Source organism: Rhodococcus sp. OK519, from assembly GCF_003051005.1.
Lineage (GTDB): Bacteria > Actinomycetota > Actinomycetes > Mycobacteriales > Mycobacteriaceae > Prescottella.
Window position 1 is genome coordinate 1 of record NZ_QAOW01000011.1, and the last position, 24,466, is coordinate 24,466.

A 24,466-nucleotide genomic window follows, 5' to 3' on the forward strand; every position below is an offset into this window, starting at 1 on the left:
CACACTGTTGAGTTCTCAAAGAACACGCGCACACCATCACTCGAAACCCTAAGATTTCTCGCTCCGGGGCAACCGTTCCAGCCTAACCCGATCCCACACCGGAAGCAAATCCGACACTTTCTCGGCCACCCGAAGGCGCTCCACAACCCTACACGAGAGAAGAAAAGCAACTTCCAGGAGTATCAGGCGCTCCCCGTACAACCTCGTTTTCCCTCGCTGACCTGTGAAGATCGCGTCCGGGTCGGTGTCCGTGTCGCTCTGACTTGGAATAAGTTACGCGAACCTTGCGCAGAACACCAAATCGCCTGGTCAGAGGCCGTGAAGGCCGCATGCAGTGTCGACATTCGGTACATCCAGTCCTCCGGCGGCGCCGAAAGGTGGCCGTCAGGGCATCTCGACGGTCTCCGCCCGCGCGATCTCCCCGATCGCAGCCTTCAGATACCTGTGTGGCGATACGTCGGCTGCGGAGAGGAGGTCGGCGATGACCAGTATCGCGCTGCGGACGTATTCGGCCTGGCCGATCCGCTGGGCGTCGTCGGTCATCTCGGTCAGTCCCAGGGAACCCGTGAGGACTGCGGCGAGCGCGGAGACATCGAGACCGGGCAGCCAAACGAGAGCCGCACCGGCCACGCGAGTGAGCGCGTCCTGGATGTCGTCGCCGGAGAAGCCGTCGGGGTGGAGGTCTTCGAGGAGCGCCCGCACGACTCCGGCGTGCACCAGGGTCACCTGTTCGAACGGCAGCGCAGTCAGGTTCTCGATCTCCTCGGCGAACTGCTCACCGGAGGCGGCGCGGGCAGCGGTGATCGCGGCATCGGTCGCGACGGCGATCTGACGAGGCGTCGTCGGCCATTCACTCGGCCAGCTGGTGCTCATCGGCGTCACACTGCCGCGCTCAGGGCGACAGAGAGAGGAACGGCCGTCAGGCACAGCACCGCTGCGATCAGCAGGCCGATCACCAGACGCTTGTCCCACTGTCCCCTCGCCCCGCTCGCAGCCAGGACGAACAGTACGAATCCGATGCACACGGAGACGATCGTGACGAGGACCGGTGTCGAGAGCATGCCTGGATTGTGCCTCAGCCGCGTTTTGCCTGATCGGCCAGGAGTTGGGCCAGGTGAACGCCCTCACGTCGAGCCAGATCGGTGATCTGCGTCCGACACGAATAGCCGTCGGCCAGCACGACGGTCTCGGGGGTCGTCCTCTCGATGGTCGGCAGGAGTTGGTGCTCCGCGATGGCGACGGACACGTCGTAGTGCGCCTTCTCCACGCCGAAGTTGCCGGCGAGCCCGCAGCACCCGCCGAGGCGTTGGACCTGTGCCCCCGCACGCGTCAGCAACTCTGCATCCGCGTTCCACGTCATGACGGCGTGGTGGTGACAGTGGGGCTGCGCGAGGACGGTGGTCCCGGACAGGTCCGGGGGCTGCCAGCCGTCGCGGCCGGTGAGCAGTTCGGCGAGGGTGCGCGTGGAGTCGGCGACGGCCCGGGCGTCGTCGGTGCCGAGCAGTTCGAGGGCGTCGGCGCGCAGTACCGCCGTGCACGACGGTTCCATCCCGACGATCGGCACTCCTTCTTCCGCCAGCGCCGTCACGGTGCGACCGAGGATGCGGCGGGCCGCGTCGAGCTGGCCGGTGGTGATCCACGTCAGACCGCAGCACTGCCGTTTCGGGGTGAGGCGGGGCCGGAATCCGGCGTCCTCCAGTACCTGGACCGTCGCCATTGCGACCTCGGGCGTGAAGTGGTCGGTGAAGGTGTCGACGAACAGGACGACCGGGTCGCCCGTGTTGCGCCGCTCGGCGGCGGTCGCGGCGAACCAACGTCGAAAGGTCGTCGTCGCGAACTGCGGGACGTGGCGTCGTCGGTCCGCTCCCCCGAGCGTCAACGCGGTCGGGGCGACACCCGGAAGTCGGGTCATCGCGTTGACCAGGCGCGGCGCCCGTCCGGCGATCGCGGCCCAGCGCGGCAGCCACCCCAATGAATAGTGAGAGGCCGGGCGCAGCCGCTTCCTGTAGCTCTGGTGCAGGACCTCCGCCTTGTAGGAGGCCATGTCGACGCCCGTCGGGCAGTCCGACGCGCAGCCCTTGCACGACAGGCACAGGTCGAGGGCGTCGTGCACCTCCGGCGAACGCCAGCCCTCGCGCACGAGACCGCCGTTCACCATCTCCTGCAGGACGCGGGCGCGTCCGCGCGTCGAGTCCTTCTCTTCCCGCGTCGCCATATAAGACGGGCACATGACGCCACCGGAGCCGGTGATGTCGGCGCGGCACTTCCCGACACCCGTGCAGCGGTGCACGGCCTGGGCGAAGTCGCCGTCGTCGTCCCGGTAGGCGAGCGCGAGGTTCCGGCGCAGCGGCAGTGTCTGCGGGACACGCAGGTCGGCGACGGCCGGGCGGGGGTCGACAAGGACTCCGGGGTTGAGGATGTTGTCGGGGTCGAAGACGTGTTTGACGGCGCCGAAGAGGCGCAGCGCGTCGGGCGAGTACATGAGCGGTAGCAGTTCACTGCGGGCGCGGCCGTCGCCGTGCTCCCCCGACAACGAGCCGCCATAGCGCGCGACCAACTCAGCCGCGGCGACGAGGAAGCGTCGGAAGACGTCGGTGCCGGACGGCCGATCCAGCGGCAGGTCCAGGCGAATGTGCAGGCAGCCGTCGGCGAAATGCCCGTACGGCAGGCCGGTGAGACCGAATTCGGTGAGCAGTGCGTCGAAGTCGCGCAGGTAGGGGCCCATCCGGTCGGGCGGGACGGCGGCGTCCTCCCACCCCGCGTAGGCGGGCTTGCCGGCCGGGCTGCGTCCGGCCAGACCGGCGCCGTCCTCCCGGATCCGCCACAGCGCCGCCGCCCGCGCGGGATCGTCGACGACGAGCGCGTCGATCGCACCGCAACCCTTGGCCAGCGCCTGCGCCCGGTCGAGCACGTCGTCGCGGGACTCCCCCGCGATCTCGACGAACAGCCACGCCGCCCCGCGCGGCAGCGGGGGCACGGCCTGCGGCCCACGCCGTTCACGGACAACGTCGACCAGGCGCGAGTCGATGCCCTCGCACGCGGTGGGCCGGAACCCGAGGACCGCCTTGGAGTCGTCACCGGCGGCTGCGATGTCGGGGTAGCCCAGCGCGACCAGCACGCGGTGCGCCGGATCCCGCACCAGATTCACGGTGGCCTGCGTGACGATCCCGAGTGTGCCCTCGCTGCCGACGAGGAACTTCACGACGTCGAAGCCGTTCTCCGGCAGCAGGTGCTCGAGTGAGTACCCGGATGCCTGCCTGCCGAAGCGGCCGAATTCGGTTCGGATGGCGGCCAATCCGGTGTGGGTGACGGCGCGTAGACGATCGAGCGGCGGGGAGTCGGTCGCCGCCGGCAACGACAGCGCCTCCCCCACGCCGGTGAGCAACTCGAGCCCCACGACATTGTCGGAGGTCCGGCCGTACCCGAGAGTCCTTGCACCGCAAGCGTTGTTACCGATCATGCCGCCGACGGTGCAGCGGTTGTGCGTGGACGGATCGGGCCCGAAGCGCAGCCCGTGCGGGGCCGCCGCGCCCTCGAGCGCGGCGTGCACGACGCCGGGTTCGACGACCGCGGTGCGCGCCTCGGGGTCGACCTCGAGCACCCGGCCGAGGTGACGGCTGAAGTCGACGACCACACCCGACCCCACCGCATTGCCCGCGACGGACGTCCCCGCGCCGCGCGCGGTGATCGGGACACCCCGTGTGCGGCACACGTCGAGCACCGTCGCGACCTCGTCGATCGCGCGCGGGAACACCACCGTCGTGGGCGGCACCCGGTACAGCGAGGCGTCCGACGAATACATCGCCCGGGTGGTGCCGTCGTCGCGGACGTCCCGCACCCCGGCGCGGCGCAGCGCGTCGGAGATCGGCGTCCAATCCGGCATACGTGCAGCCTAGTGCCGTGTCGTGAGCACCACCGGGCCGTCGTCGGTGATCGCGACGGTGTGCTCGCTATGCGCGGCGCGGGCGCCGGACAAGGATCGCAGGGTCCAGCCGTCGGGATCGTGGCGATAGTCGTCGGAGCCGTCGGCGATGAGCATCGGCTCGATCGCGAGGACCAGTCCGGGACGCAACCGCATGCCCTTGCCGGCGCGCGCCTCGTTGGCCACGTGCGGATCCTCGTGCATGACGCGGCCGATGCCGTGACCACCGTGATCGGCGAGCAGTCCGTAGCCGAGGCGTCGGGTGTAGGCGCCGATCGCGGCACCGATGTCGCCGAGACGGTTTCCAGGCTGAGCGGCGGCGATGCCGCGTCGGAGCGCCTCGTCCGTGGCCGAGATGAGCGCCTCGTCGGCGGGATCCGCGGTGCCGACGACGAAACTGATGGCCGCGTCGCCGCACCAGCCGTCGAGCGTCGCGCCGCCGTCGATGCTCACCAGATCGCCGTCACGCAACCGGTAGTCCGACGGGATTCCGTGCGCGACGGCGTCGTTGACGGAGGCGCAGATGACGCCCGGGAACGGGTACGGCGCCGAGCTCGGTCGGTAGTTCAGGAACACCGGGCTGGCACCGGAGTCGGCGATGGTGCGCGCGGCGACGGCGTCGAGTTCGCGCAGACTCACCCCCACGCTCGCATTCGCGCGCACCGCGGCGAGCGCGTCGGCGACGACCCGCCCCGCCGCCCGCATCGCCTGGATCTCCACCTGGGTCTTGAGTTCGACCACGACTGACACCTTCCGGTTCAAATAATTATACCGGTATTACTATAGTCATCATGGTGCGCGTGCCGCTGACGGCGGAGGAACTCGAACGTGGGCGACGACTCGGTGAACTGCTGCGATCCGCGCGAGGCGAGACGAAGATGGTGCAGGTCGCGCTCGACGCGGGGATCTCCGTCGAGACCCTCCGCAAGATCGAGACGGGCCGCATCGCGACACCGGCGTTCTTCACGATCACCGCCGTCGCGCACGTCCTCGACATCTCCCTCGACGACATCGCCGCCGCCCTCGACGGCGACGCGGTCAGTCCGGATCGGGCGTCTCGGCGCGCATCTTGATCCGCTCGAGACGGCGGTCCCACCCGGACGCGATGCGCTCCAACTGAGCGGCAGCTTCGTTCAACCGCGCACCGACCGCGACGAACCGCACCTCACGGCCGTCACGCTGGGCCTCCACGAGTCCCACCTCCTGTAGCACCGCGAGGTGCTTCGCGATCGCCTGCCGCGACACGGGCAACTCCCGCGCCAGCGCGGATGCCGACGCCGGGGAACGTCCGAGTCGCAGCAGGATGTCCCAACGAGTGTCGTCCGCCAGCGCGGCGAACACGACCGGCGCAGCGGCTGATTCGTCAGCGCGCATCCACCGCCGCCTCCACATGACGCTTGGCGAGCCTCATCTCGATGCCCCAGCCCTCGACGTGGCTGTCGTACCGACTGCGCCGCTCCTTCTCCCCCTCCGGCAGCGATGCGAAGCCGGTCTCGACGACCGTCAGTACGACGCTCCCCGGCGAGGTCTCGACGATCCTGAACTCCACCAGCGTCGACGGCCCGTCCGCGGCGCCGGGTTCGACGAGCCAACGGAACGCCGCATACCGGGGTTCGTCGAGTTCGACGGTCGCGAACGCGAACTCGCCGTGCGCCGGATCGTGCACGACGTCCAACTCCCCACGTCGCTCGATCCGGTGTTCCACGATCCGCTCGTCGTTGATGTACCAGCCGGGTTCGCTGATCAGCTTCCACACCCGCGTTGCCGGGGCGTCGATCTCGATTTTCCGTTCGATTCGGTCCAGCACATCCATGGGTTCCGTCCCTCCGGTTCGACTTCTACCTGCAACTCCAGGATTGCAGCAACGACGATCATGCGCAACCCCCCGGTTGCACTATTGCGAACGCCGACCGGATCGTGACCCGGACGTCCCCTATGCCCGGTGTGCCGCCGGGCGCCACCGCTTCTCACAGCTAGGACCCAGCTAGCTGCGGTATTCTCGCCTCCGGCCTACCGACGGCTGCGCGGCGCCTCGCCCCCTCCGTCCAGCAACACGGAAGGGGCGATGTGAGCGAGATTCTGCAACTGTCAGACGGGACCACCTCGTCCGGATCCACGACGACTACAGCGGCGCAGTCGGTCGCCACCCGGGCACGAAGGATCCGGCTCGCACCGACCGACCTCGCCGCCGCCGCCTCGTTCCTCACCCTCGCCGTGTTCGTCCTCGGACGGCAGTGGAAGCACCTCGGCGACGGCTACCTGGTCCGCAGCGGCCAGGACCAGACGATGTGGGAGTGGTTCTTCGCGGTCACCGCGCACTCGCTCGCCAACTTCGACAATCCGCTGTCGAGCACGCTGCAGAACTACCCGCTCGGCGTGAACCTGATGGCCAACACCGCGATGTTCGGCGTCAGCATCCCGCTCGCCCCGATCACTCTGATCTTCGGGCCCACCGTGACATTCACGCTCGCGCTGACGCTGGGCCTGGCCGGGACCGCGACCGCCTGGTACTGGGTGCTGTCCCGCCACGTCGCGCAGTCCAGGTTCGCGGCAGCGGTCGGCGGCGTCTTCTGCGGCTTCGCGCCGGCGATGATCTCCCACACCAACGGCCACCCCAACTTCGTCGCGCTGTTCCTGTTGCCGTTCATCGCACTGCTGGTGATCCGTCTGGCCAGTGGCGAACGCCCGATCCGCAACGGCGTCGCCCTCGGATTGGCCGTCGCCTACCAGATTTTCCTCGGCGAGGAACCCCTGCTGATCTACTCGATGGCCTTCGTGATCTTCGGGATCGCCTACGGCGCATCGCGACCCGGCGCGGCGATCGCCGCCGTGCGCCGCGGATTCAAGGGCCTGTGCGTCGCCGGCGTCGTCGCGCTCGCGATCGTCGCGGTCCCGCTGTGGTGGCAGTTCCTCGGACCGCAGAGCTATCACTCGATCGAGCACGGCTCGGTCGGCAACGACGCCAACGCGTTCACCCGATTCCCGACCCAGTCCCTCGCCGGCGATCCCGGATCCGCGGCCGGGCTGTCGATGAACGCCACCGAGGAGAACGCGTTCTTCGGGTGGCCGCTGCTACTGCTCGTCGCGATGACCGCGGTGTGGCTGTGGCGCGTGCCGATGGCCCGGGCAGCCGCCGCGACCGTCGCCGTGATGGGTGTCCTCTCGCTCGGCGTGGAACTGACCGTCGCGCACACCGACACCGGGATCACACTGCCGTGGTCATGGTTCGCGAAACTGCCGCTCCTCGAATCGGTTCTCGAATCCCGCTTCGCGATGGGCTGCATCCCCGCGATCGCGATCCTGCTCGCCCTCGGCACCGATCGGGCCATCACCACCGGACGAGTCGGGCAACGCTCCACCACCCTGCTGTGGCTGGGCTGGCTCGCCGTCTCGCTGCTGCCGCTGGCGCCGGCGCCCCTCGAGGTCGCCCATCGTGCGCCGGTGCCGGCGTTCTTCGCCGACGGCACCTGGCGCTCCTACGTGTCCGACGGGTCCGTCGTCACCGTTCCGCTCCCCCGGCCCGAGGACGCGAAGGCACTGCTGTGGCAGACGGAGGAACGGTTCGGGTATCCGATTGCCGGCGGCTACTTCGTCGGCCCCGCCGGCCCCGAGGACAAGGGTAAGTACGGACCCGACGACCGTCCCACCGCACTGCTGCTCGCCAAGACGCAGGGCAGCGGGGTGGCTCCGACGATCGACGACGCCACCCGCGCCACCACGCTCGAGGACCTGCGGTTCTGGAACGCCGACGTCGTGGTGTTGCCACCGGGCAAGAACCAGCAGGCACTGCACACCACCCTCGAACGACTCCTCGGCGTCGACGGCCGCTGGGTGGACGGTGTGTGGGTCTGGGACGTGCGGAATCTGACGTGACCCGCCGGCTCACCTAGAGTCGACTCTCGTGCCAGACGACGTGACCGCCCCCAACTCGGCCGACTCGAGCGCCCCCGCGAAGGAGGTGCGAAACGCCCGCCTCGTCGCGATCGTCACCGGCCTGCTCGGCGCGATCCTGGCGATCGCGACGCCGTTCCTGCCCGTGCAGCAGGACGCCGCCTCGATCAGCTGGCCCCAGAACGGCAGCCTCACGAGCGTCGAGGCCCCGCTCATCTCGTACACGCCGCAGCAACTGCATGTGAGCATCCCGTGCACCGCCGTCGGCCAGTTGCCCGAAAGCGGCGGCGCACTCGTCGCGACGACCCCGACCTCGGCAGGCCGCGCCGAGGCCGACGGCCTCGTCATCAAGGTGGACGCCGCATCGGGCAGTGAACCTGCCCGCCTGCGGGCGATCCTGCGCGACACCGAGTTGCTGTCACTGCCAGTCGACACGCTGCAGGGCTGCACCGAGATCGTGGTCACGTCCGATCCGCAGGGCACCACCGCCGCCGTAGCCGGACTCCCCGACCAGGAGGCGACCACCGTGACCGGCGACGTCCGGCCGCAGGTGGTGGGTGTCTTCACCGATCTGACGGGCGCCCCGCCCGCGGGCCTCGACGTCCGCGCCGACATCGACTCCAGGTTCTCGTCGAGCCCCACGCTGATCAAGCTGGTCGCGATGATCGGCGCGGTGCTCGCGACGCTGGTCTCGCTGGTGGCGCTGCATCGACTCGACAGCGTCGACGGCCGCCGCGCACGCCGCTTCCTGCCCGCCCGCTGGTGGCGGTTCACCGGCATCGACGCGGTCGTCATCGGCGGACTACTGCTGTGGCACGTCATCGGCGCCAACACGTCCGACGACGGCTACCTGCTCAACATGGCCCGCGTCTCCGAGCACGCCGGCTACATGGCCAACTACTTCCGCTGGTTCGGCGTCCCCGAGGCGCCGTTCGGCTGGTACTACGACGTCCTCGTGCTGTTCACGAAGGTCAGCACCACCAGCATCTGGATGCGTCTGCCCGCGCTGATCGCCGGAATCCTCTGCTGGATGATCATCAGCCGCGAGGTGATTCCGCGCCTCGGCCGCATGGTGCGCCGCAACGCGATCGCGATGTGGACCGCCGGCCTGGTGTTCCTGGCGTTCTGGCTGCCGTTCAACAACGGCCTGCGCCCCGAACCGATCATCGCGCTCGGCGCGCTGCTCACGTGGTGTTCGATCGAACGCGCGATCGCGACCGGACGCATGCTGCCCGCCGCCGTCGCCGTGCTGATCGCGGCGTTCTCGCTCGCCGCCGGACCCTCCGGCCTGATCGCGATCGCCGCACTGATCGCCGGCGCCCGGTCGATCGTGCAGATCGCCGTCCGGCGCGCCCGCAAGACCTGGTTCCTCAGCCTGATCGCACCGGTCCTCGCGTCCGGCACCGTCGTGCTGGTGGCAGTGTTCGCCGACCAGACCCTCGCCTCGGTGCTCGAGGCGACCCGCGTGCGCACCGCCGTCGGCCCCAACGTCGCATGGTTCGACGAGCGCGTGCGCTGGGACGCCCTGCTCAACATCTCCCCCGACGGCTCGCTGGCCCGACGCTTCGGCGTCTTCGTCATGCTGCTCTGCCTGATCGTGTGCGTGATGATGCTGCTGCGCCGCGGCGGAAAGATTCCGGGCACCGCGACGGGCCCGTCCCGCCGCATCCTCGGCATCATCTTCGCGTCGCTGCTGCTGATGAGCTTCACCCCCACCAAGTGGACGCACCACTTCGGCGTGTACGCGGGGCTCGCGGGATCCGCCGCTGCCCTGACCGCCGTCGCGGTGGCCGGCGCGAGCCTGCGCTCCAAGCGCAACCGCACACTGTTCGCGGCCGCCGTCCTGTTCATCCTCACGATGTCGTTCACCGGATCCAACGGCTGGTGGTACGTCTCCAGCTACGGCGTGCCGTGGTGGGACAAGCCGCCGTCCATCGGCGGCAAGTCCTTCGCCACCGGGTTCCTCGCATTGACCGTCCTCGCGCTGCTGTTGGCCGCCTGGTACCACATCCGCGAGCCGTACGAGAGAGACAAGAACTCCGAGAACTCGACTGCCGCGCTCGGCAACGGAAGCAGGCTCGCCCGGATCCGACGCTGGTCGCCCGCCCCACTCACCCTGGCCGCGGCCGTCGTCGTGCTGTTCGAGGTGCTCTCGCTCCTCAAGGGCGCCGTCGCGCAGTACCCGTCGTACTCGATCGCGAAGGCGAACCTGCAGTCGGTTACCGGCGACTCGTGCGCACTCGCCGACTACGTCCTCGTGGAGGACGACACCAACGCCTCAGTGCTGCGACTCGCGTCGCCGCCCGAGGATCTCGCCGGCGCAGGCGCGTTCGGCGCCACCGAGTCGACCGGCTTCACTGCGAACGGCGTGGCCCGCGACCTCACTGCGGACAAGGAGAACGTCGCGACCGGCGGCGCGAACTCCGTCGACGCCGACTCCGACTCGGGCCAGAGCACCACCGGAACCGGAGCCGGGACGGGCGGCGGCACCGAAGCGTCCACCGGCGTCAACGGCAGCAGCGTGTCCCTGCCGTTCGGCCTCGACCCGGCGACCACGCCGGTCCTCGGCAGCTACCAGTCCGGGGCTCAGCAGAAGTCCGACCTCGTCACCGGCTGGTACGGGCTGCCCGAGCGCAGCGACGACGCCCCGATCCTCACGATCGCTGCCGCCGGACGCATCCACTCCGTCGACCCCGACGGCGTCGTCACCGAGGGGCAGGTGCTCGACGTCGAATACGGCACCCGCACCGCCGACGGCGGCGTCGACGTCCTCGGCCGCGTCGCCCCGATCGACATCGGTCCGGCACCGTCGTGGCGGAACCTGCGGGTGCCGCTCGACCAGCTGCCCGCCGAGGCGAACACCGTCCGACTCGTCGCCTCCGACACCGGACTCGCACCCGACCAGTGGCTCGCCGTCACCCCGCCGCGGGTGCCGCACATGCGGACGCTGCAGTCCGTCGTCGGAAGCACCGCCCCGGTGCTGATCGACTGGTCTGTGGGCCTGGCGTTCCCGTGCCAGCGTCCGTTCGCCCACCAGGACGGCGTCGCCGAGATCCCCGAGTACCGCATCCTCCCCGACCGGGTGGGCGCTCAGGCCACCAATGCGTGGCAGGACGCGATCGGCGGCGGCCCGCTCGGCTGGACCTCGCTGCTGCTGACCGCCCAGACCATCCCCACCTACCTGGACGACGACTGGCGCCGGGACTGGGGCTCGCTGGAACGATTCGCCCCGATCGTCGAATCGGCGCAGCCCGCGCAGGTCGACGTCGAGCAGGTCACACGCTCGGGGCTGTGGTCCCCGGGCCCGATCCGGGAGACGCCACCCGCCTGACCAGCCTGTGAAGTCGCTGAGAGGCACCGACCTGGTTCGGGTAACGAAAACATCTCGCCTACGATCGACAAACGTGCCCGACGTTGTGACAGCCCCCGTGCCCGGACCCGAGGCCAGTGCTCCGCCCCCGGCTTCTCGACCCAGCAACGCGGATGTCCGCAACGCTCGGTTGATTGCAGTCGTCACGGGCCTGCTCGGCGTGTTGCTGGCCCTCGCGACGCCGTTCCTCCCGGTCACCCAGACCGCGGCGACGGTGTCGTGGCCCGAGAACGGCGTCGCCGCCGATGTCGAGGCACCGCTGATGTCGCAGGTGCCGGTCTCGCTGTCGGCGTCGATCCCGTGTCGGGCCGTCGCCGAACTGCCCGAGGCCGGCGGCATCCTGCTCTCCACCGCGCCTGCCCAGGGTGAGAACGCGCCCGTCAACGCGATGTTCGTGCGCGTGTCCAGCGAGTCCGTCGACGTCCTCAACCGGAACGTCATCATCGCGACCGCGCCACGCGCCGACGTCGAGTCGGGCTGCAGCGCGATCGCGATCGAGTCCGATGTCGACGGCACCACCGCCGAGTTCGTCGGCCTCACCGACGACGACGGCAAGCCCGTCAAGGGCGAGATGCCGTTCGACTACCGTCCGCAGATCGTCGGCATCTTCAGCGATCTCGACGGCAAGAACGTGCCCGGCCTGCAGTTCACGATGGACATCGACTCGCGGTTCTCGTCGAGCCCGAGCCCGGTCAAGCTGATCGCGATGATCGGCGCCGTCCTGGCCACCCTCGTGTCGCTCGTCGCGCTGCACCGACTCGACGGCACCGACGGCCGCCGCGCCCGCCGCTTCCTGCCCGCCCGCTGGTGGAAGATCACCGGCGTCGACGGCGTCGTCGTCGGCACCCTCGTCGGCTGGCACTTCTTCGGCGCCAACACCGCCGACGACGGCTACCTGCTCACCATGGCCCGCGCGTCGGAGCACTCCGGCTACATGGCCAACTACTTCCGCTGGTTCGGCGTCCCCGAGGCGCCGTTCGGCTGGTACTACGACGTCCTCGCGCTCATGGCGAAGATCTCCACCGCCAGCCCGTGGATGCGCCTACCTGCGCTCCTCGCCGCGATCCTGTGCTGGATGGTGATCAGCCGCGAGGTCATGCCGCGCCTCGGCCGCGCGGTGCGCCACAACCAGGTCGCCCTGTGGACCGGCGGGCTCGTGTTCCTCGCTTTCTGGCTGCCCTACAACAACGGCCTGCGCCCGGAACCGATCGTCGCGGTCGGTGCACTGCTCACCTGGTGCTCGATCGAACGCGCCATCGGCACGAGACGCCTGCTGCCCGCCGCGATCGCCGCCCTCGTCGGCGCGTTCACGCTGGCCGCCGCCCCCACCGGTCTGATGTGTATCGCGGCGCTGCTGGCCGGCCTGCGCCCCATCACCCGGCTCATCGTCCGGCGCCGCAAGAGAGTCGGCACGTTCTCGCAGCTGCTGCCGCTCGCCGCGGCCGGGACCCTAGTGCTCGTCGTCGTGTTCGCCGACCAGACCTTCTCCACCGTCATGGAGGCCACCCGGGTCCGCACGATCATCGGCCCGAACCTCGAATGGTTCCAGGACTACCAGCGCTACTACTTCCTGTTCGTCCAGACCACCGACGGCTCGCTCGCGCGCCGTTTCGCGTTCCTGACGATGCTGCTGTGCCTGTTCACCGTGCTGTTCGTGTTCCTGCGTCGCAAGCGGATCCCCGGCGTCGCCACCGGACCGTCGTGGCGGCTGATGGGCATCGTCTTCGGAACGATGTTCTTCATGATGTTCAACCCCACGAAGTGGACCCACCACTTCGGGGCCTACGCGGGCATCGCCGGTTCCCTGGCCGCCCTGACCGCCGTCGTCGTATCTGCGAGCGCACTACGGTCCCGCCGCAACCGGAGCATGTTCCTCGCCGGACTCCTGTTCGTCCTGGCGCTGTCGTTCTCCGGTATCAACGGCTATTGGTACGTCTCCAGTTACGGCGTGCCGTGGTTCGACAAGACCGTCCAGCTCAGCGGGCGCGAATCCAGCACCCTTTTCCTGGTGCTGTTCGGTCTGTCCGTCGCGCTCGTCGCATGGCAGTACCTGCGTGAGGGCTATGCGCCGCCGCCCGCGAAGCCCGGCACCCCCAAGGGTCGACGGATCCGCAAGTTCGCGGCCGCACCGCTGACCGTCATCGCCGGCGTCATGGTGCTGTTCGAGGTCCTGTCGATGCTCAAGGGCGCCGTGACGCAGTACCCCGCGTACTCGCTCGGGCGCTCCAATATCGAGGCCCTCGCCGGCAAGACGTGCGGCCTCGCCGAGGACGTGCTGGTCGAGAAGGACCCCAACGCAGGCGCCCTCACCCCGATCGCCGACCCCGCCAAGCCGCTCGCCGACCCCAACGATCCGCTCGCAGGCGCCAAGCCCGTCGGCTTCACGCCCAACGGCGTGCCCGACGACCTGACCGCCGACTTCGTCGAGGTCAAGGCCGGCATGGGCAACACCGACAGTCAGAGCATCGGCCCCAGCTTCGAAACCGGCGGCGGCTCCGGCACCACCGGCGGCGTCGGCGCGCTCGGCGTCAACGGCAGCACTGTCAAACTGCCGTTCGGGCTCGATCCGGCCCGCACGCCCATCCTCGGCAGCTACCAGGACGGCATCCAGCAGCAGGCCTCGGTCGTGTCCAGCTGGTACCAGCTGCCCGAACGCAGCGACGACGCCCCGCTCGTCGTGCTGTCGGCCGCCGGCCGCATCTGGTCCGTCGACCAGATCACCGGGCAGACCAACTACGGCCAGTCCCTCGTCGTCGAATACGGCAAGCGGCAGCCGAACGGCACCGTCGACATCCAAGGCACCGCCGTGCCCCGCGACATCGGCCCCGCCCCGTCATGGCGAAACCTGCGGGTCCCCATCGACGAACTGCCCGCCGACACCGACGTCGTGCGGATCAGCGCCAGCGACCCCAACCTCACCGGCGACCAGTGGCTCGCCTTCACACCGCCGCGCGTGCCCACGCTCGAGTCGCTGGGCAGCGTGGTCGGTACCGAGCAGCCCGTTCTGCTGGACTGGGCCGTCGGACTGCAGTTCCCCTGCCAGCGTCCGTTCAACCACCTCAACGGTGTCGCCGAGATGCCCACCTTCCGGATCCTGCCGGACCGGCCCCTCGCGGTCAGCTCCACCGACACCTGGCAGTCCCTCGAAAACGGCGGCCCGCTCGGCTGGACCGAGATGCTCGCCAGCGCCACCACCGTCCCGACCTACCTGAACCACGACTGGGGCCGCGACTGGGGCTCACTCGAGCGGTACGACCGGTTCTACCCCGACGCCACCACCGTGCCCGTCGAGACGGAACAGGTGAACCGGTCCGGCTTCTGGTCGCCCGGCACCATGCGGGTGTACGAGCCGTAAGTCTGTTCGGTCCTTTCAGCTGAAGGGTCCGTTCATGCGCTCCCAGCGTATGAACGGACCCTTCAGCTTTATCCACAGGCGTGCATCCATCCACAGGCGAGCGGCCGCGTCCACAGCTCCGAATGCGGCCACGGTCGGCCCACTGAACAGCTGAAGGGACCCATTCATGCGCTGTGAGCGCACAAAGGGTCCCTTCAGCTGGGAGACGAAAGCGTCAGAACGGAAGCAAGTGGTGCTTTCGCGGGTTCTTGAAGATCGTCTTGCCGCGGAGCAACTGGAGCGCCTTGCGGATCTCCAGGCGGGTGGTCGACGGCTCGATGACCGCGTCGACGTAGCCACGCTCGGCCGCGATGTACGGCGTCGCGACGTGCTCGTTGTAGAAGTTGATGAGCTGCGCGCGGACCGCTGGCGCGTTGTCGCCGGCGGCCTCGATCTGACGCCGACCGATGAGGTTGACAGCACCCTCGGCACCCATGACCGCGATGCGGGCAGTGGGCCAGGCCAGGTTGACGTCGGCGCCGAGCTGCTTGGAACCCATCACCGCGTAGGCGCCGCCGTACGCCTTGCGCACGACGACGGTGACCTTCGGAACGGTCGCCTCGACGTACGAGAACAGGAAGCGGCCACCGCGCTTGATGACGCCGACCTTCTCCTGTTCCACACCGACCAGGAAGCCGGGGGTGTCGACGACGAACACCAGCGGGATGTCGTACGCGTTGCACACCCGCACGAAGTGCGCGCCCTTGTCCGACGCCGCCGCATCCAGCGCGCCCGACAGGTGCATCGGCTGGTTCGCGACCACGCCGACCGGACGGCCGTCGACGCGCGCGTAGCCGGTGATGATGTTGCGCGCGGACTCCGCGCGAACCTCGAGGAACTCGCCGTCGTCGAAGATCTTCAGCAGGACGTCGTGCATGTCGTAGCCCGAGTTGTCGGCATCCGGCATGAACGTGTCGAGCGACAGATCGTCCTCGGTGATCTCCGGTTCGAGACCCGGGTTGATGATCGGGGGCTGTTCGGTGCAGCTCGACGGCATGTAGCTCAGGTACTGGCGGGCGTACTCGAACGCCGCCTTCTCGTCGGCCGCAACGTGATGGATGTTGCCGTACTCGGCCTGGTTGCGGGCGCCACCGAGCTCGTCGAGGCTGACGTCCTCACCGGTGACGGACTTGATGACGTCCGGGCCGGTGACGAACATGTACGACTCTTCGGTCGCGATCACGATGTCGGTGTTGATGGGTGCGTACACCGCACCGCCCGCGCACTTGCCGAGGATGATCGAAATCTGCGGGCACATGCCCGACAGCGGCTCCTGACGGCGACCCATCTCGGCGTACCACGCGAGCGATGTCACAGCGTCCTGGATGCGCGCGCCCGCGGACTCGTTGATGCCGACGACCGGGCAACCGATCTTGATGGCGAAGTCCCCGATGGCCGCGACCTTGCGGCCGAACATCTCGCCGGCCGCACCACCGAACACGGTCTGGTCGTGTGCGAACACCGCGACCGGACGGCCGTCCACCAGTCCGTGACCGGTGACGACACCGTCGCCGTACGGGTTGGACTCGTCGCCGGGTTGGCGAGCGAGCTGTCCCATCTCGACGAACGTCCCCGGATCGAGCAGCATGTCGATCCGCTCGCGCGGCGTCGGCAGGCCCTTGTCCTTGCGCTTCTGGATCGCCTTGGGGTTACCCGGGGCCTTCGACCGCTCGAGCTTTTCGTGTAGTTCCGCAAGCTTTTCCGCGGTGGTGGTGCTCACTCAGTTGCTCCGCTTCTCGATCTCGGTCAGCTTGTTCGACAGGTCCGCGCCTACCTTGGAGATGTAGGGCTCGTCGACGATCTGGATGTGGTCGCCGCCGATGTAGACGACCTCGAGGTTCTGCGCTGCCTCACCCCAGCCGCCGTCGGGCTGACGGGTCGCGAACGCAGGTTCGAGTTCGATCGCGCCTTCGTGGTACTTGTCGGCCATGTACAGCACGACGTCGCCGTCGTACGGCTCGAGCTTCGTCGTCTGGATGGCCCGGTTGTCGAGCCACGACGTGCGCTGGTGCTCGATGATGCCGCCCGGGATCTTCGCGCCGCTCAGCTTCAGCAGGTCCATGAGGATCCCGATCTGCTCCTCGTCGCTCTCGGCCGCCGCGAGCTTGTCGTACGGCAGCGGCGCCTCGACACCGTAGGTCTCCTTCGCGAAGGCCGCGTACCGCTGCCAGCGCTTACGGATCTCCTCCGGGGTGTCCTCGACCTGCTCGCCCGCCATGACGGTGTCGAGCAATCCGACGATCCGGACATCGGCGCCCTGCTCGCGCAGGATGCGGGCCACCGCGTAGGCGAGAACACCGCCGAGCGACCAGCCGCACAGCACGTACGGGCCGTCGCCCTGGATCTCCCGCATCAGCGGCACGTACGCCGCGGCGCGGTCGTCGATGGGGCCCTCGACACGTTCGAGGCCGAACATCGGGGTGTGCGACGGCAGGCGCTTGAGCAGCGGTTCGTACGCCACCGTCGACCCACCCGCCGGATGGAACACGAACACCGGCACCGCATCCGAGCCCTCGGCCCGCGGACGCAACGTCCGCACCAGACCGTCGATCTTCAACCCGTCCTCGAGATGCTGACGCACCGTCTCGGCCAACTGTTCGATCGTCTCCGCGTCGAGCACGTCGTCGACAGTGATCTCGCCGCCCGACCGCTCCGTCAGACGCGCCGCCAACTTCTCCGCCGACTCGTCGTCGAGGATCGGCAGCGTCCCGAAGATGCCCTTCGCCGCCTTACCGGTCACCACGGCCCACGACGCGAACGTCAACCGCTCCGCCGCATCACGCGGCGGCACATCGACCTCGCCGGACTCAGCCGCGGCATCTTCGACCACAGCAGCATCGGGAATCTCCGGGGCCGCCGCCGAAACGGTCTCCCCGGCATCCTTCTCCACCTGCTGCTGCGCGGCCATCGCCGCGACCTCCTCGCGGTTCTCCACCGCGTACCGCAGATACTTCGCGACGTCCTGCAGACACGCGTCCTTCACCGCCGCCAACTGCAGCTGCGGAATGTCGAACTCGTACTCCACACGATTCTTGATCCGCACCGCCATCAGCGAATCCAGACCCAACTCGATCAACGGGATCTCCGCCGGCAGATCCTCCGGCGCATAACCCATCGACTCCGCCACGACGATCGTCAACCGATCCTCGAGCGACTGGGAACTCGTCGGATCCCAACGGTCCGCAAAAACCTCAGCAGGTTCGTCCGCTATGTCGTCGGATACACGGGACTGCGCGGCAGGTGCGGCGACAACCGGCTCCGGCAGCGCCTCACCCGACGACACGACGGCGTCGTACAGCAACGCGAAACCATTGCCGAGCGCATTCCCCGTCGCTCCGCTCGCCTGCCCCTTGGCATGCACCTGCACCGACGCGCCACCGAGGTGCGGCACCAGCGTCGTGGTCAGGGTCCCGGCGGACGGCACGTCGCCGTGCGCGACGGCACCGGTCAGCGCGACGTCCGCGAACAGCTGCGTCGCGGCGGCGGTGACGAGCGCCCCGAGGTCGGTGACGGCGGACGCCTGCACCTCCCAGGCGTGGCGGCCGTCGGGCAGCGCGACGTGCGCACCCGGAACTCGGGTGTTGCCCGCCGACGAGACGCGCGCGTCGATCCAGTGCCGCTTGCGCAGGAACGCGGTGCGCGGCAGGTCGGCGAAGTCGCCGGCCGGCAGGAGTGACGACAGGTCGACGGCGTGCCCGTGGACGTACAGATGCGCGAGGGCGGTGAGCACGCCGAGCGGCTCGTCCTCCTTGCGCTTGAGCGTCTGGATCAGCTGCGAGTCGGCGATCCCGGCGGCCCACGCGGTCGCGGCGACGGACATCAGCGTCACCGGGTTGGGTGCGAGTTCGACGAACGTGGTGTGGCCGGCGTCCACCGCGGCCTTGACGGCGCCCGTGAAGTACACGCTGTGCCGCAGACCCTTGGTCCAGTAATCGACCGGGTGGATCGGGGCGTGACCCGCCGGGTAGAACGCGTCCTGATCGACCGACGAATACTGGCCGACCTTCAGCGTGTGCGGCTCGATGCCGGCCAGTTCGGCCGCCAGCTCACCGAGCAGTGGGTCCACCTGCGACGTGTGGCTCGCGCCCTTCGTCTGCAGGACGCGGGCCAGCTTCTCCTCCGACTCGGCGCGCGCGACGATCGCGTTCACCTCGGGCTCGGGGCCACCGATCACGGTGTGGGTGGGGGCCGCGTAGACGCACACCTCGAGGTTCGGGAAGTCCGGCAGGACCTTCTCGATCTCCTCGGAGCTGTACTCGACGAGCGCCATCAGACGGATGGCGTCGCCCTCGAGCAGCCCCTCGGCCTCGCCCATGAGACGCGAACGCGAGCAGATGACGCGGACGGCATCCTCGAGCGACAGTCCGCCCGAGACGTACGCGGCGGCGGCCTCGCCCATCGAATGTCCGACCAGCGCCGCGGGATCGGCACCGTGATGGCGCAGCGTCTTCGCGAGCGCCACCTGGATCGTGAAGATGCCGACCTGCGACGTCTCGACGTCGTAGTCGATCGAGTCGTCGAGGAACTTCTCCTTCATGGAGTAGCCGGCCTCGTCCTCGATCAGCACGTCGACCTCGTCGACGGCCGCGCGGAACACCGAGTTTTCGATGTACAGCTGCTTGGCCATCTTGCGGTGCTGTGAGCCGTAGCCCGAGAACACCCAGACCGGGCCCTTCGCGGCGGGGGCGTCGGCGGTCAGCACGCCCGGGGCGGGCTTGCCGGCGGCGACGGCGCGCAGGCCGGTGACGGCCTCGGCGCGGTCCTTCGCGATGACCACAGCGCGGGAGCGGCCGTGGTTGCGCTTGGCGAGGGTGCGCGCGACGGCGGCGAGCGGCGTGCGGCTGCCCTCCTCGGTCTCGAGCCAGTTGGCCAGGTCCTCGGCGGCGCGACGACGGCGGGACGGCATCGACGCCGACACGGCCAGCAGGACCGCGGTCTCCGCGATCTCGACGGCGTCCGACGCCTCGTCGAGCCCGACGGAGGCGGCGGCCTCGGCGAGCATCCGCTCGGCCTCGGCCTCGATGGTGGTGTTCTCGTTGTCCAGGTCGACCTCGGGGGAGGTCTCCGCCGGGGTCTCGACCTTGCTGTACTCGCGCACGACGACGTGCGCGTTGGTGCCACCGAAACCGAAACCGGACACGCCCGCGACGGCCTGACCGGTGTAGCGCGGCCACGCCGTCGCCTCCGGGACCACCTGCAGGTGCGCCTTGTCGAACGGGATGTACGGGTTGGGGCCCGCGTAGTTGAGCGACGCCGGAATGACGTCCTCCTGCATCGCGAGCACGACCTTGATCAGGCCCGCAGCGCCTGCGGCGGCCTCGAGGTGACCGAAGTTGGTCTTCGCGGAGCCGAGCAGCGCCGGCTTGTCGTCGTCGCGACCGCGGCCGACGACGCGTCCGAGCGCGTCCGCCTCGATCGGGTCGCCGAGGATCGTGCCGGTGCCGTGCGCCTCGATGTAGTCGACGCCGGTCGGAACGATGCCCGCGTCGCGGTACGCGTGCCGCAGGCAGTCGGCCTGCGCATCCGGGTTGGGGGCGAGCAGACCGTTGGAGCGGCCGTCCTGGTTGACGGCGGTACCGGCGACGACCGCGAGGATCGTGTCGCCGTCACGCTCGGCGTCCTCGAGACGCTTGAGCACGACGACACCGCCGCCCTCGGCGCGGACGATGCCGCTCGCATCGGACGAGAAGGCCTTGATCTTGCCGTCCTCGGTGAGGACACCACCCTCGTCGAAGCCGAGCGTCGCGGGCGGCGCGAGCAGCATGTTGACACCGCCGGCCAGCGCGATCTCGGATTCGCCCGAACGCAGGCTGCGCACCGCCTGATGTACGGCGACGAGCGACGACGAGCACGCGGTGTCGAGCGCGATCGACGGCCCGCGGAAGTCGTAGAAGTACGAGACACGGTTCGCGACGATCGCCGTCGATGTGCCGGTGAGCGCGTACGGGTGGGCCGACGCCGGATCGCTCACCGCGATCAGCTGGTAGTCGTTGGCCGACGAGCCGAGGAACACACCGACCTCGCGACCCTTGAGGTCACTCGCCGGGATGTGCGCGTGCTCGAGCGCCTCCCACGTCAGCTCCAGAGCCAGACGCTGCTGCGGATCCACGTTCTGGACCTCGAGCGGCGACATCGCGAAGAACTCGGCGTCGAAGCCCTGCACGTCGTCGAGGTAGCCACCCTTGGTGGCGGCCTTCTCGACGGCGGCCGCCACGTAGGGATCGGCCGTGAACTCCGCCCAGCGGCCCTCGGGCAGATCGGTGACCGCATCGCGGCCCTCGATCAGCAGCTTCCACATGTCCTGCGGGGTGTGACCGGCGCCCGGGAACCGGGTAGCCAGGCCGACGATCGCGATGTCGTGCGACTGCCCGGCCGGGACACCACCGCGGTAGTACCCGGCGTCCTCGGCGTCCGTGGGCAGCTCCGGCTCGCCCTCGATGATGCGGGTGGCCAACGAGGCGATGGTGGGATGCTGGTACACGATCGTGGCGGAGAGCGTGGCTCCCACGAGATCCTCGATCTCCCCCGACAACGCGACCGCGTCGCGGGAGGAGAGTCCGAACTCCTCCAGGGGTCGATCGTCCGATATCGCCGACACCGGTTGCCCGGTTGCCGCAGCGATCCAGTTACGCATCCATTCGCGCAGCTGCGCGACCGTCATCTCGTGTTCAGCCATCAAATCACCAAGCTATCCGTCAGGAAGGGACTAGTCGGAAACGCTATCGGGGAAAGCGGTCTGGACGTGACCGCCGCGCAGCGTCCCCTCGACGTATGCCGCCTTGCACGCACGGCGGGCCAGCTTGCCACTGGACGTACGGGGAATCGAACCGGCAGGAACCAGCAGGACGTCGCGGGCGGTGACGCCGTGACGCGACGAGATGGCCGCACGGACGTTGTCGGCGATCGGCTGAGGATCGGCCTTGCCGGCACCCGGCGCGCGCTCCGCGACGATGACCAGCTGCTCGGACGCGTCGTCCTGGTCGAACACCAGTCCGGAGTGCGAGTTCTCGAACACCTGCGGCGGCAGCTGGTTCGCCGGGACAGCGAACGCGGCGACGAAGCCGGGGCGCAGCGCGGCGCTGGCTTCCTGGGCCGAGTACTCGAGGTCCTGCGGGTAGTGGTTGCGGCCGTCGACGATCACCAGGTCCTTGACGCGACCGGTGATGTACAGCTCGCCGTCGACGAAAACGCCGTAGTCGCCGGTGCGCAGCCAGTTGCCGTCGTCCGGCGCGCCCTCGGCGTGCGAGCTCTCCGGCAACCGCTCGAGGAGCTTGTTGTGGAACGTCTCGGCGGTCTCGCGCTCGCGACCCCAGTAGCCCTGGCCGATGTTGTCGCCGTGCAGCCAGATCTCACCGACATACCCGTCGGGACGCTCCGACGCGGTGTCCGGATCGACGATCGTCGCCCACTGGCTGCGCGCGATGGCGCCACAGGCCACCTGGGCGACGGCGCCCGGCGCGTCCTGGTCGACCTGGACCATGCGCCCGGCGTTGAGCTGGTCGCGGTCGACGTACATGACCTTGGCCTCGTCCGACGGATGCGTGGTCGAGACGAACAGCGTGGCCTCCGCCATGCCGTACGACGGCTTGATCGCCGTCTTGGGCAGGCCGTACGGCGCGAATGCCTCGTTGAACTTACGCATCGACGACACCGTGACCGGCTCGCTGCCGTTGATCAGGCCGATGACGTTGCTCAGGTCGAGGTGCTCGCCTTCCTTCGGCAGACCGCGGACCGCAGCGTGCTCGAAGGCGAAGTTGGGGGCGGCCGCATATGTGCCGGCGCCGTCGGCGATCGCCGCGAGCTCCTTGATCCAGCGGTACGGACGCGCCACGAACGCGCGCGGGCTCATGATCGTGATGTACTGCCCGCCCAGTGCGGGCAGGATCACCGTCAGCAGACCCATGTCGTGGTAGAGCGGCAGCCACGTGACGCCGCGCGAGTGCTCGCTGAGCCCGAGGGAGTCGACCATCTGCAGCACGTTGGTGGCGACACCGCGGTGCGTGATCTCGACGCCCGCGGGAGTCCGGGTGGAGCCCGACGTGTACTGCAGGTACGCGATGTCGTCGAGGCCGATCGCGGGACGAACCCACGTGTCGCCGACGCTGTCCGGGATCGCGTCGACCGCGATGATGCGGGGACGCTTCGCGGCGGGCAGCGAACGGAAGAACTGACGCACCCCGGCCGCCGACGATGTCGAGGTGAGGATCGCGGACGGCTCGCAGTCGCCGAGCACGGCGTGCAGACGGTCGGTGTGGCCCGGCTCGTCCGGATCGAACAGCGGAACCGCGATACGGCCGGCGTGGATGGCGGCGAAGAAGGAAGTGACGTAGTCGAGGCCCTGCGGAGCGAGGATCGCGACGCGGTCGCCGTACTCGGTGACCTGCTGGAGCCGGGCCGCGACCGCGCGAAGACGCAGACCGAACTGCCCCCACGTCAACTCCTGGGCCTCGCCGTCACGCTCTCGCGAGTAATCGACATAGCGGTACACCAGATCGCCCGCGTTGTTGCGGGTGTGCTCGTCGACGTAGTCGATGAGCGTGTGCCCCGGTATGAGCCGGATGTGGCCGTGTTCGTCGAGGTAGTCGTCGAACATCGCGTTCATTCCTTCTCCTGTCGAAGCGATCACACAACCATCAACCGACATGGTTGCGCCCCAGACTTCCTTCGCCGCGCGGATTCATCGTTCGTTCTCTGTTTCGTCGGTCCTGGCCTGCTTCTGATCGTTGCTCATAGCTACCCTCATCCTTTGTAGCTACTGGCAACTTTCGGGACGTAGACGACACGCCTACGAGTCGGTCCATCGACTCGAAACCAGCAACATGTTACAGATGCGCATCTGTCTACTCGCCTCGGAGCAATGGGATCACCGGCGCGAATGCTTCCATCTGAGTCGGAAAGACGCCCACATATGACATCGACGTCTTCTCCCGTACGTTACGGATCTGATCCGCGATCTCCTCGTACGACCCGATGGCCACGTAGGGCGAATTCAAGATCTCTTCGACCGAGAGTTTGACGTCTACCTCGACGTTCGGCGGAAAACCCTGGTCGAGTGCAGCCAGTGCCATCTCGGCCGCCTGCTCACGGTCGTCAGTGACGAGGATCATCGTGATGGTCCAGTTGAGTTCGATGTCGTCGAACCGGTCGCCGGCCGCGTCGCGGATGCGCTCGACCCGCTCGATGGTCTTCTCCATCGTGATGCCCGACAGCAGGAGTCGTCCGTCCTTGCTGGTCGGCGTGGCCACCGAGATGATGTCCGCGTACTTGGCCGCGAGCGCCAGCATCTTGGGTCCGCCGGCGCCGACCGCGATCGGCGGGCGCGGGCCCTGCCGCGGTCGCGGACTGCCCTTGAGCCCGCTGATCCGGTAGTGCTCGCCCTCGAAGTTGCATTCCTGACCGCGCAGCAGCGTGTCGAGAATCTGCAGCGACTCTTCGAGTTTCGCAATTCGGACACCGGGGCGCTCGTAGTCGATGCCGCCCTTGTCGAACTCTTCCTTCATCCATCCGGCGCCGACACCGAGTTCGAGACGGCCGCCCGAGAGGACGTCGATGGTCGCCGCGTCCTTCGCGAGCACCGCGGGATGCCGGAAGCCGTTCGCGAGGACGGCCGTTCCCAGCCGGATCTTGTCCGTGGCCACCGCGAGTGCGCCCAGCGCCGCGATCGGTCCCACCTGATTGCCCAGGTGGTCCGGGATCATGAAGCTGTCGTAGCCGAGTTCCTCGGCCTTCTGCGCGAGCTTGACGAATCGACGAGCACCACCCTCTTCGGCATTACCCTCGCCGCCGGCCGCGAACCGAAACCTGCGCGGCACGCGGACGTCCGAGACGTCGGTGGAACCCATCAAAGCCTTCTTCCTCGTTCACGCTGGCGGCCTGGCGGCCTGTACAG

14 protein-coding genes are annotated in these 24,466 nt (G+C 68.8%); 4 read left to right on the plus strand and 10 right to left on the minus strand.

Going from position 1 to position 24,466, the window contains the following annotated elements; all coding sequences use genetic code 11:
* Positions 1-384: 384 nt before the first annotated feature.
* From C8K36_RS22225 to map, 4 genes are read right to left on the minus strand one after another with little or no spacing between them, the layout of a single operon-like run.
* A complete protein-coding gene (locus C8K36_RS22225) occupies positions 385-873 on the minus strand; it encodes a hypothetical protein (protein WP_107987189.1) in 489 nt (162 codons plus the stop codon).
* A 5-nt stretch (positions 874-878) separates the two neighbouring features.
* Positions 879-1,061 (minus strand): hypothetical protein, encoded by a 183-nt coding sequence (locus C8K36_RS22230; RefSeq protein WP_107987085.1) that lies wholly within the window; start codon positions 1,059-1,061, stop codon positions 879-881.
* Between the two features lie 14 nt (positions 1,062-1,075).
* Entirely contained in the window at positions 1,076-3,883 is a 2,808-nt protein-coding gene (locus C8K36_RS22235; RefSeq protein ID WP_107987087.1) for an FAD-binding and (Fe-S)-binding domain-containing protein, read from the minus strand.
* A 9-nt stretch (positions 3,884-3,892) separates the two neighbouring features.
* Positions 3,893-4,663, minus strand: a complete 771-nt coding sequence (gene map / locus C8K36_RS22240) for a type I methionyl aminopeptidase (protein ID WP_107987089.1) — start codon at positions 4,661-4,663, stop codon at positions 3,893-3,895.
* A 50-nt stretch (positions 4,664-4,713) separates the two neighbouring features.
* Here map and C8K36_RS22245 point away from each other — a divergent pair, with 50 nt between their 5' ends.
* A complete protein-coding gene (locus tag C8K36_RS22245; protein ID WP_107987091.1) occupies positions 4,714-4,995 on the plus strand; it encodes a helix-turn-helix domain-containing protein in 282 nt (93 codons plus the stop codon).
* Here the strand turns inward: C8K36_RS22245 and C8K36_RS22250 are convergent.
* Together C8K36_RS22250 and C8K36_RS22255 are read right to left on the minus strand one after the other, a co-directional pair.
* Positions 4,961-5,296, minus strand: a complete 336-nt coding sequence (locus tag C8K36_RS22250) for an ArsR/SmtB family transcription factor (RefSeq protein ID WP_107987191.1) — start codon at positions 5,294-5,296, stop codon at positions 4,961-4,963. The genes C8K36_RS22245 and C8K36_RS22250 overlap by 35 nt on opposite strands.
* On the minus strand, positions 5,286-5,735 hold the full coding sequence (locus C8K36_RS22255; protein ID WP_107987093.1) for an SRPBCC domain-containing protein: 450 nt from the start codon (positions 5,733-5,735) through the stop codon (positions 5,286-5,288). The genes C8K36_RS22250 and C8K36_RS22255 overlap by 11 nt, the downstream gene beginning before the upstream one ends.
* Positions 5,736-5,989: 254 nt before the next feature.
* Here C8K36_RS22255 and C8K36_RS22260 point away from each other — a divergent pair, with 254 nt between their 5' ends.
* The 3 genes from C8K36_RS22260 (at position 5,990) to C8K36_RS22270 (ending at position 14,538) form a co-directional block, all read left to right on the plus strand.
* Entirely contained in the window at positions 5,990-7,795 is a 1,806-nt protein-coding gene (locus tag C8K36_RS22260) for a glycosyl transferase (protein ID WP_107987095.1), read from the plus strand.
* Positions 7,796-7,823: 28 nt separating this feature from the next.
* The gene (locus C8K36_RS22265) at positions 7,824-11,144 is read left to right on the plus strand and encodes an arabinosyltransferase domain-containing protein (RefSeq protein ID WP_258195550.1); all 3,321 of its coding nucleotides are present in this window, start codon (positions 7,824-7,826) and stop codon (positions 11,142-11,144) included.
* A gap of 73 nt (positions 11,145-11,217) precedes the next feature.
* Positions 11,218-14,538 carry an arabinosyltransferase domain-containing protein gene (locus C8K36_RS22270; protein ID WP_107987097.1) on the plus strand — a complete coding sequence of 1,107 codons (3,321 nt, stop codon included), beginning with the start codon at positions 11,218-11,220 and terminating at the stop codon, positions 14,536-14,538.
* A 214-nt stretch (positions 14,539-14,752) separates the two neighbouring features.
* Here the strand turns inward: C8K36_RS22270 and C8K36_RS22275 are convergent, their stop codons facing one another.
* From C8K36_RS22275 to C8K36_RS22290, 4 genes are all read right to left on the minus strand, one after another.
* Positions 14,753-16,297: an acyl-CoA carboxylase subunit beta gene (locus C8K36_RS22275; RefSeq protein WP_107987099.1), complete on the minus strand. Its 1,545-nt coding sequence runs from the start codon at positions 16,295-16,297 to the stop codon at positions 14,753-14,755.
* The gene (gene pks13, locus C8K36_RS22280) at positions 16,298-21,238 is read right to left on the minus strand and encodes a polyketide synthase Pks13 (protein ID WP_107987195.1); all 4,941 of its coding nucleotides are present in this window, start codon (positions 21,236-21,238) and stop codon (positions 16,298-16,300) included. It abuts the gene before it with no gap.
* Positions 21,239-21,283: 45 nt separating this feature from the next.
* Positions 21,284-23,179 (minus strand): long-chain-fatty-acid--AMP ligase FadD32, encoded by a 1,896-nt coding sequence (gene fadD32 / locus C8K36_RS22285; protein ID WP_107987101.1) that lies wholly within the window; start codon positions 23,177-23,179, stop codon positions 21,284-21,286.
* Between the two features lie 238 nt (positions 23,180-23,417).
* A complete protein-coding gene (locus tag C8K36_RS22290; protein ID WP_107987103.1) occupies positions 23,418-24,419 on the minus strand; it encodes an LLM class F420-dependent oxidoreductase in 1,002 nt (333 codons plus the stop codon).
* Between the last annotated feature and the right edge of the window lie 47 nt (positions 24,420-24,466).

Coding starts and splice junctions, on each gene's coding strand:
- C8K36_RS22225 (WP_107987189.1), bottom strand. CDS start 873: ATGAGCACCAGCTGGCCGAGTGAATGGCCGACGACGCCTCGTCAGATC.
- C8K36_RS22245 (WP_107987091.1), top strand. CDS start 4,714: ATGGTGCGCGTGCCGCTGACGGCGGAGGAACTCGAACGTGGGCGACGA.
- C8K36_RS22235 (WP_107987087.1), bottom strand. CDS start 3,883: ATGCCGGATTGGACGCCGATCTCCGACGCGCTGCGCCGCGCCGGGGTG.
- pks13 (WP_107987195.1), bottom strand. CDS start 21,238: ATGACGGTCGCGCAGCTGCGCGAATGGATGCGTAACTGGATCGCTGCG.
- fadD32 (WP_107987101.1), bottom strand. CDS start 23,179: ATGAACGCGATGTTCGACGACTACCTCGACGAACACGGCCACATCCGG.
- C8K36_RS22230 (WP_107987085.1), bottom strand. CDS start 1,061: ATGCTCTCGACACCGGTCCTCGTCACGATCGTCTCCGTGTGCATCGGA.
- C8K36_RS22250 (WP_107987191.1), bottom strand. CDS start 5,296: ATGCGCGCTGACGAATCAGCCGCTGCGCCGGTCGTGTTCGCCGCGCTG.
- C8K36_RS22255 (WP_107987093.1), bottom strand. CDS start 5,735: ATGGATGTGCTGGACCGAATCGAACGGAAAATCGAGATCGACGCCCCG.
- C8K36_RS22290 (WP_107987103.1), bottom strand. CDS start 24,419: ATGGGTTCCACCGACGTCTCGGACGTCCGCGTGCCGCGCAGGTTTCGG.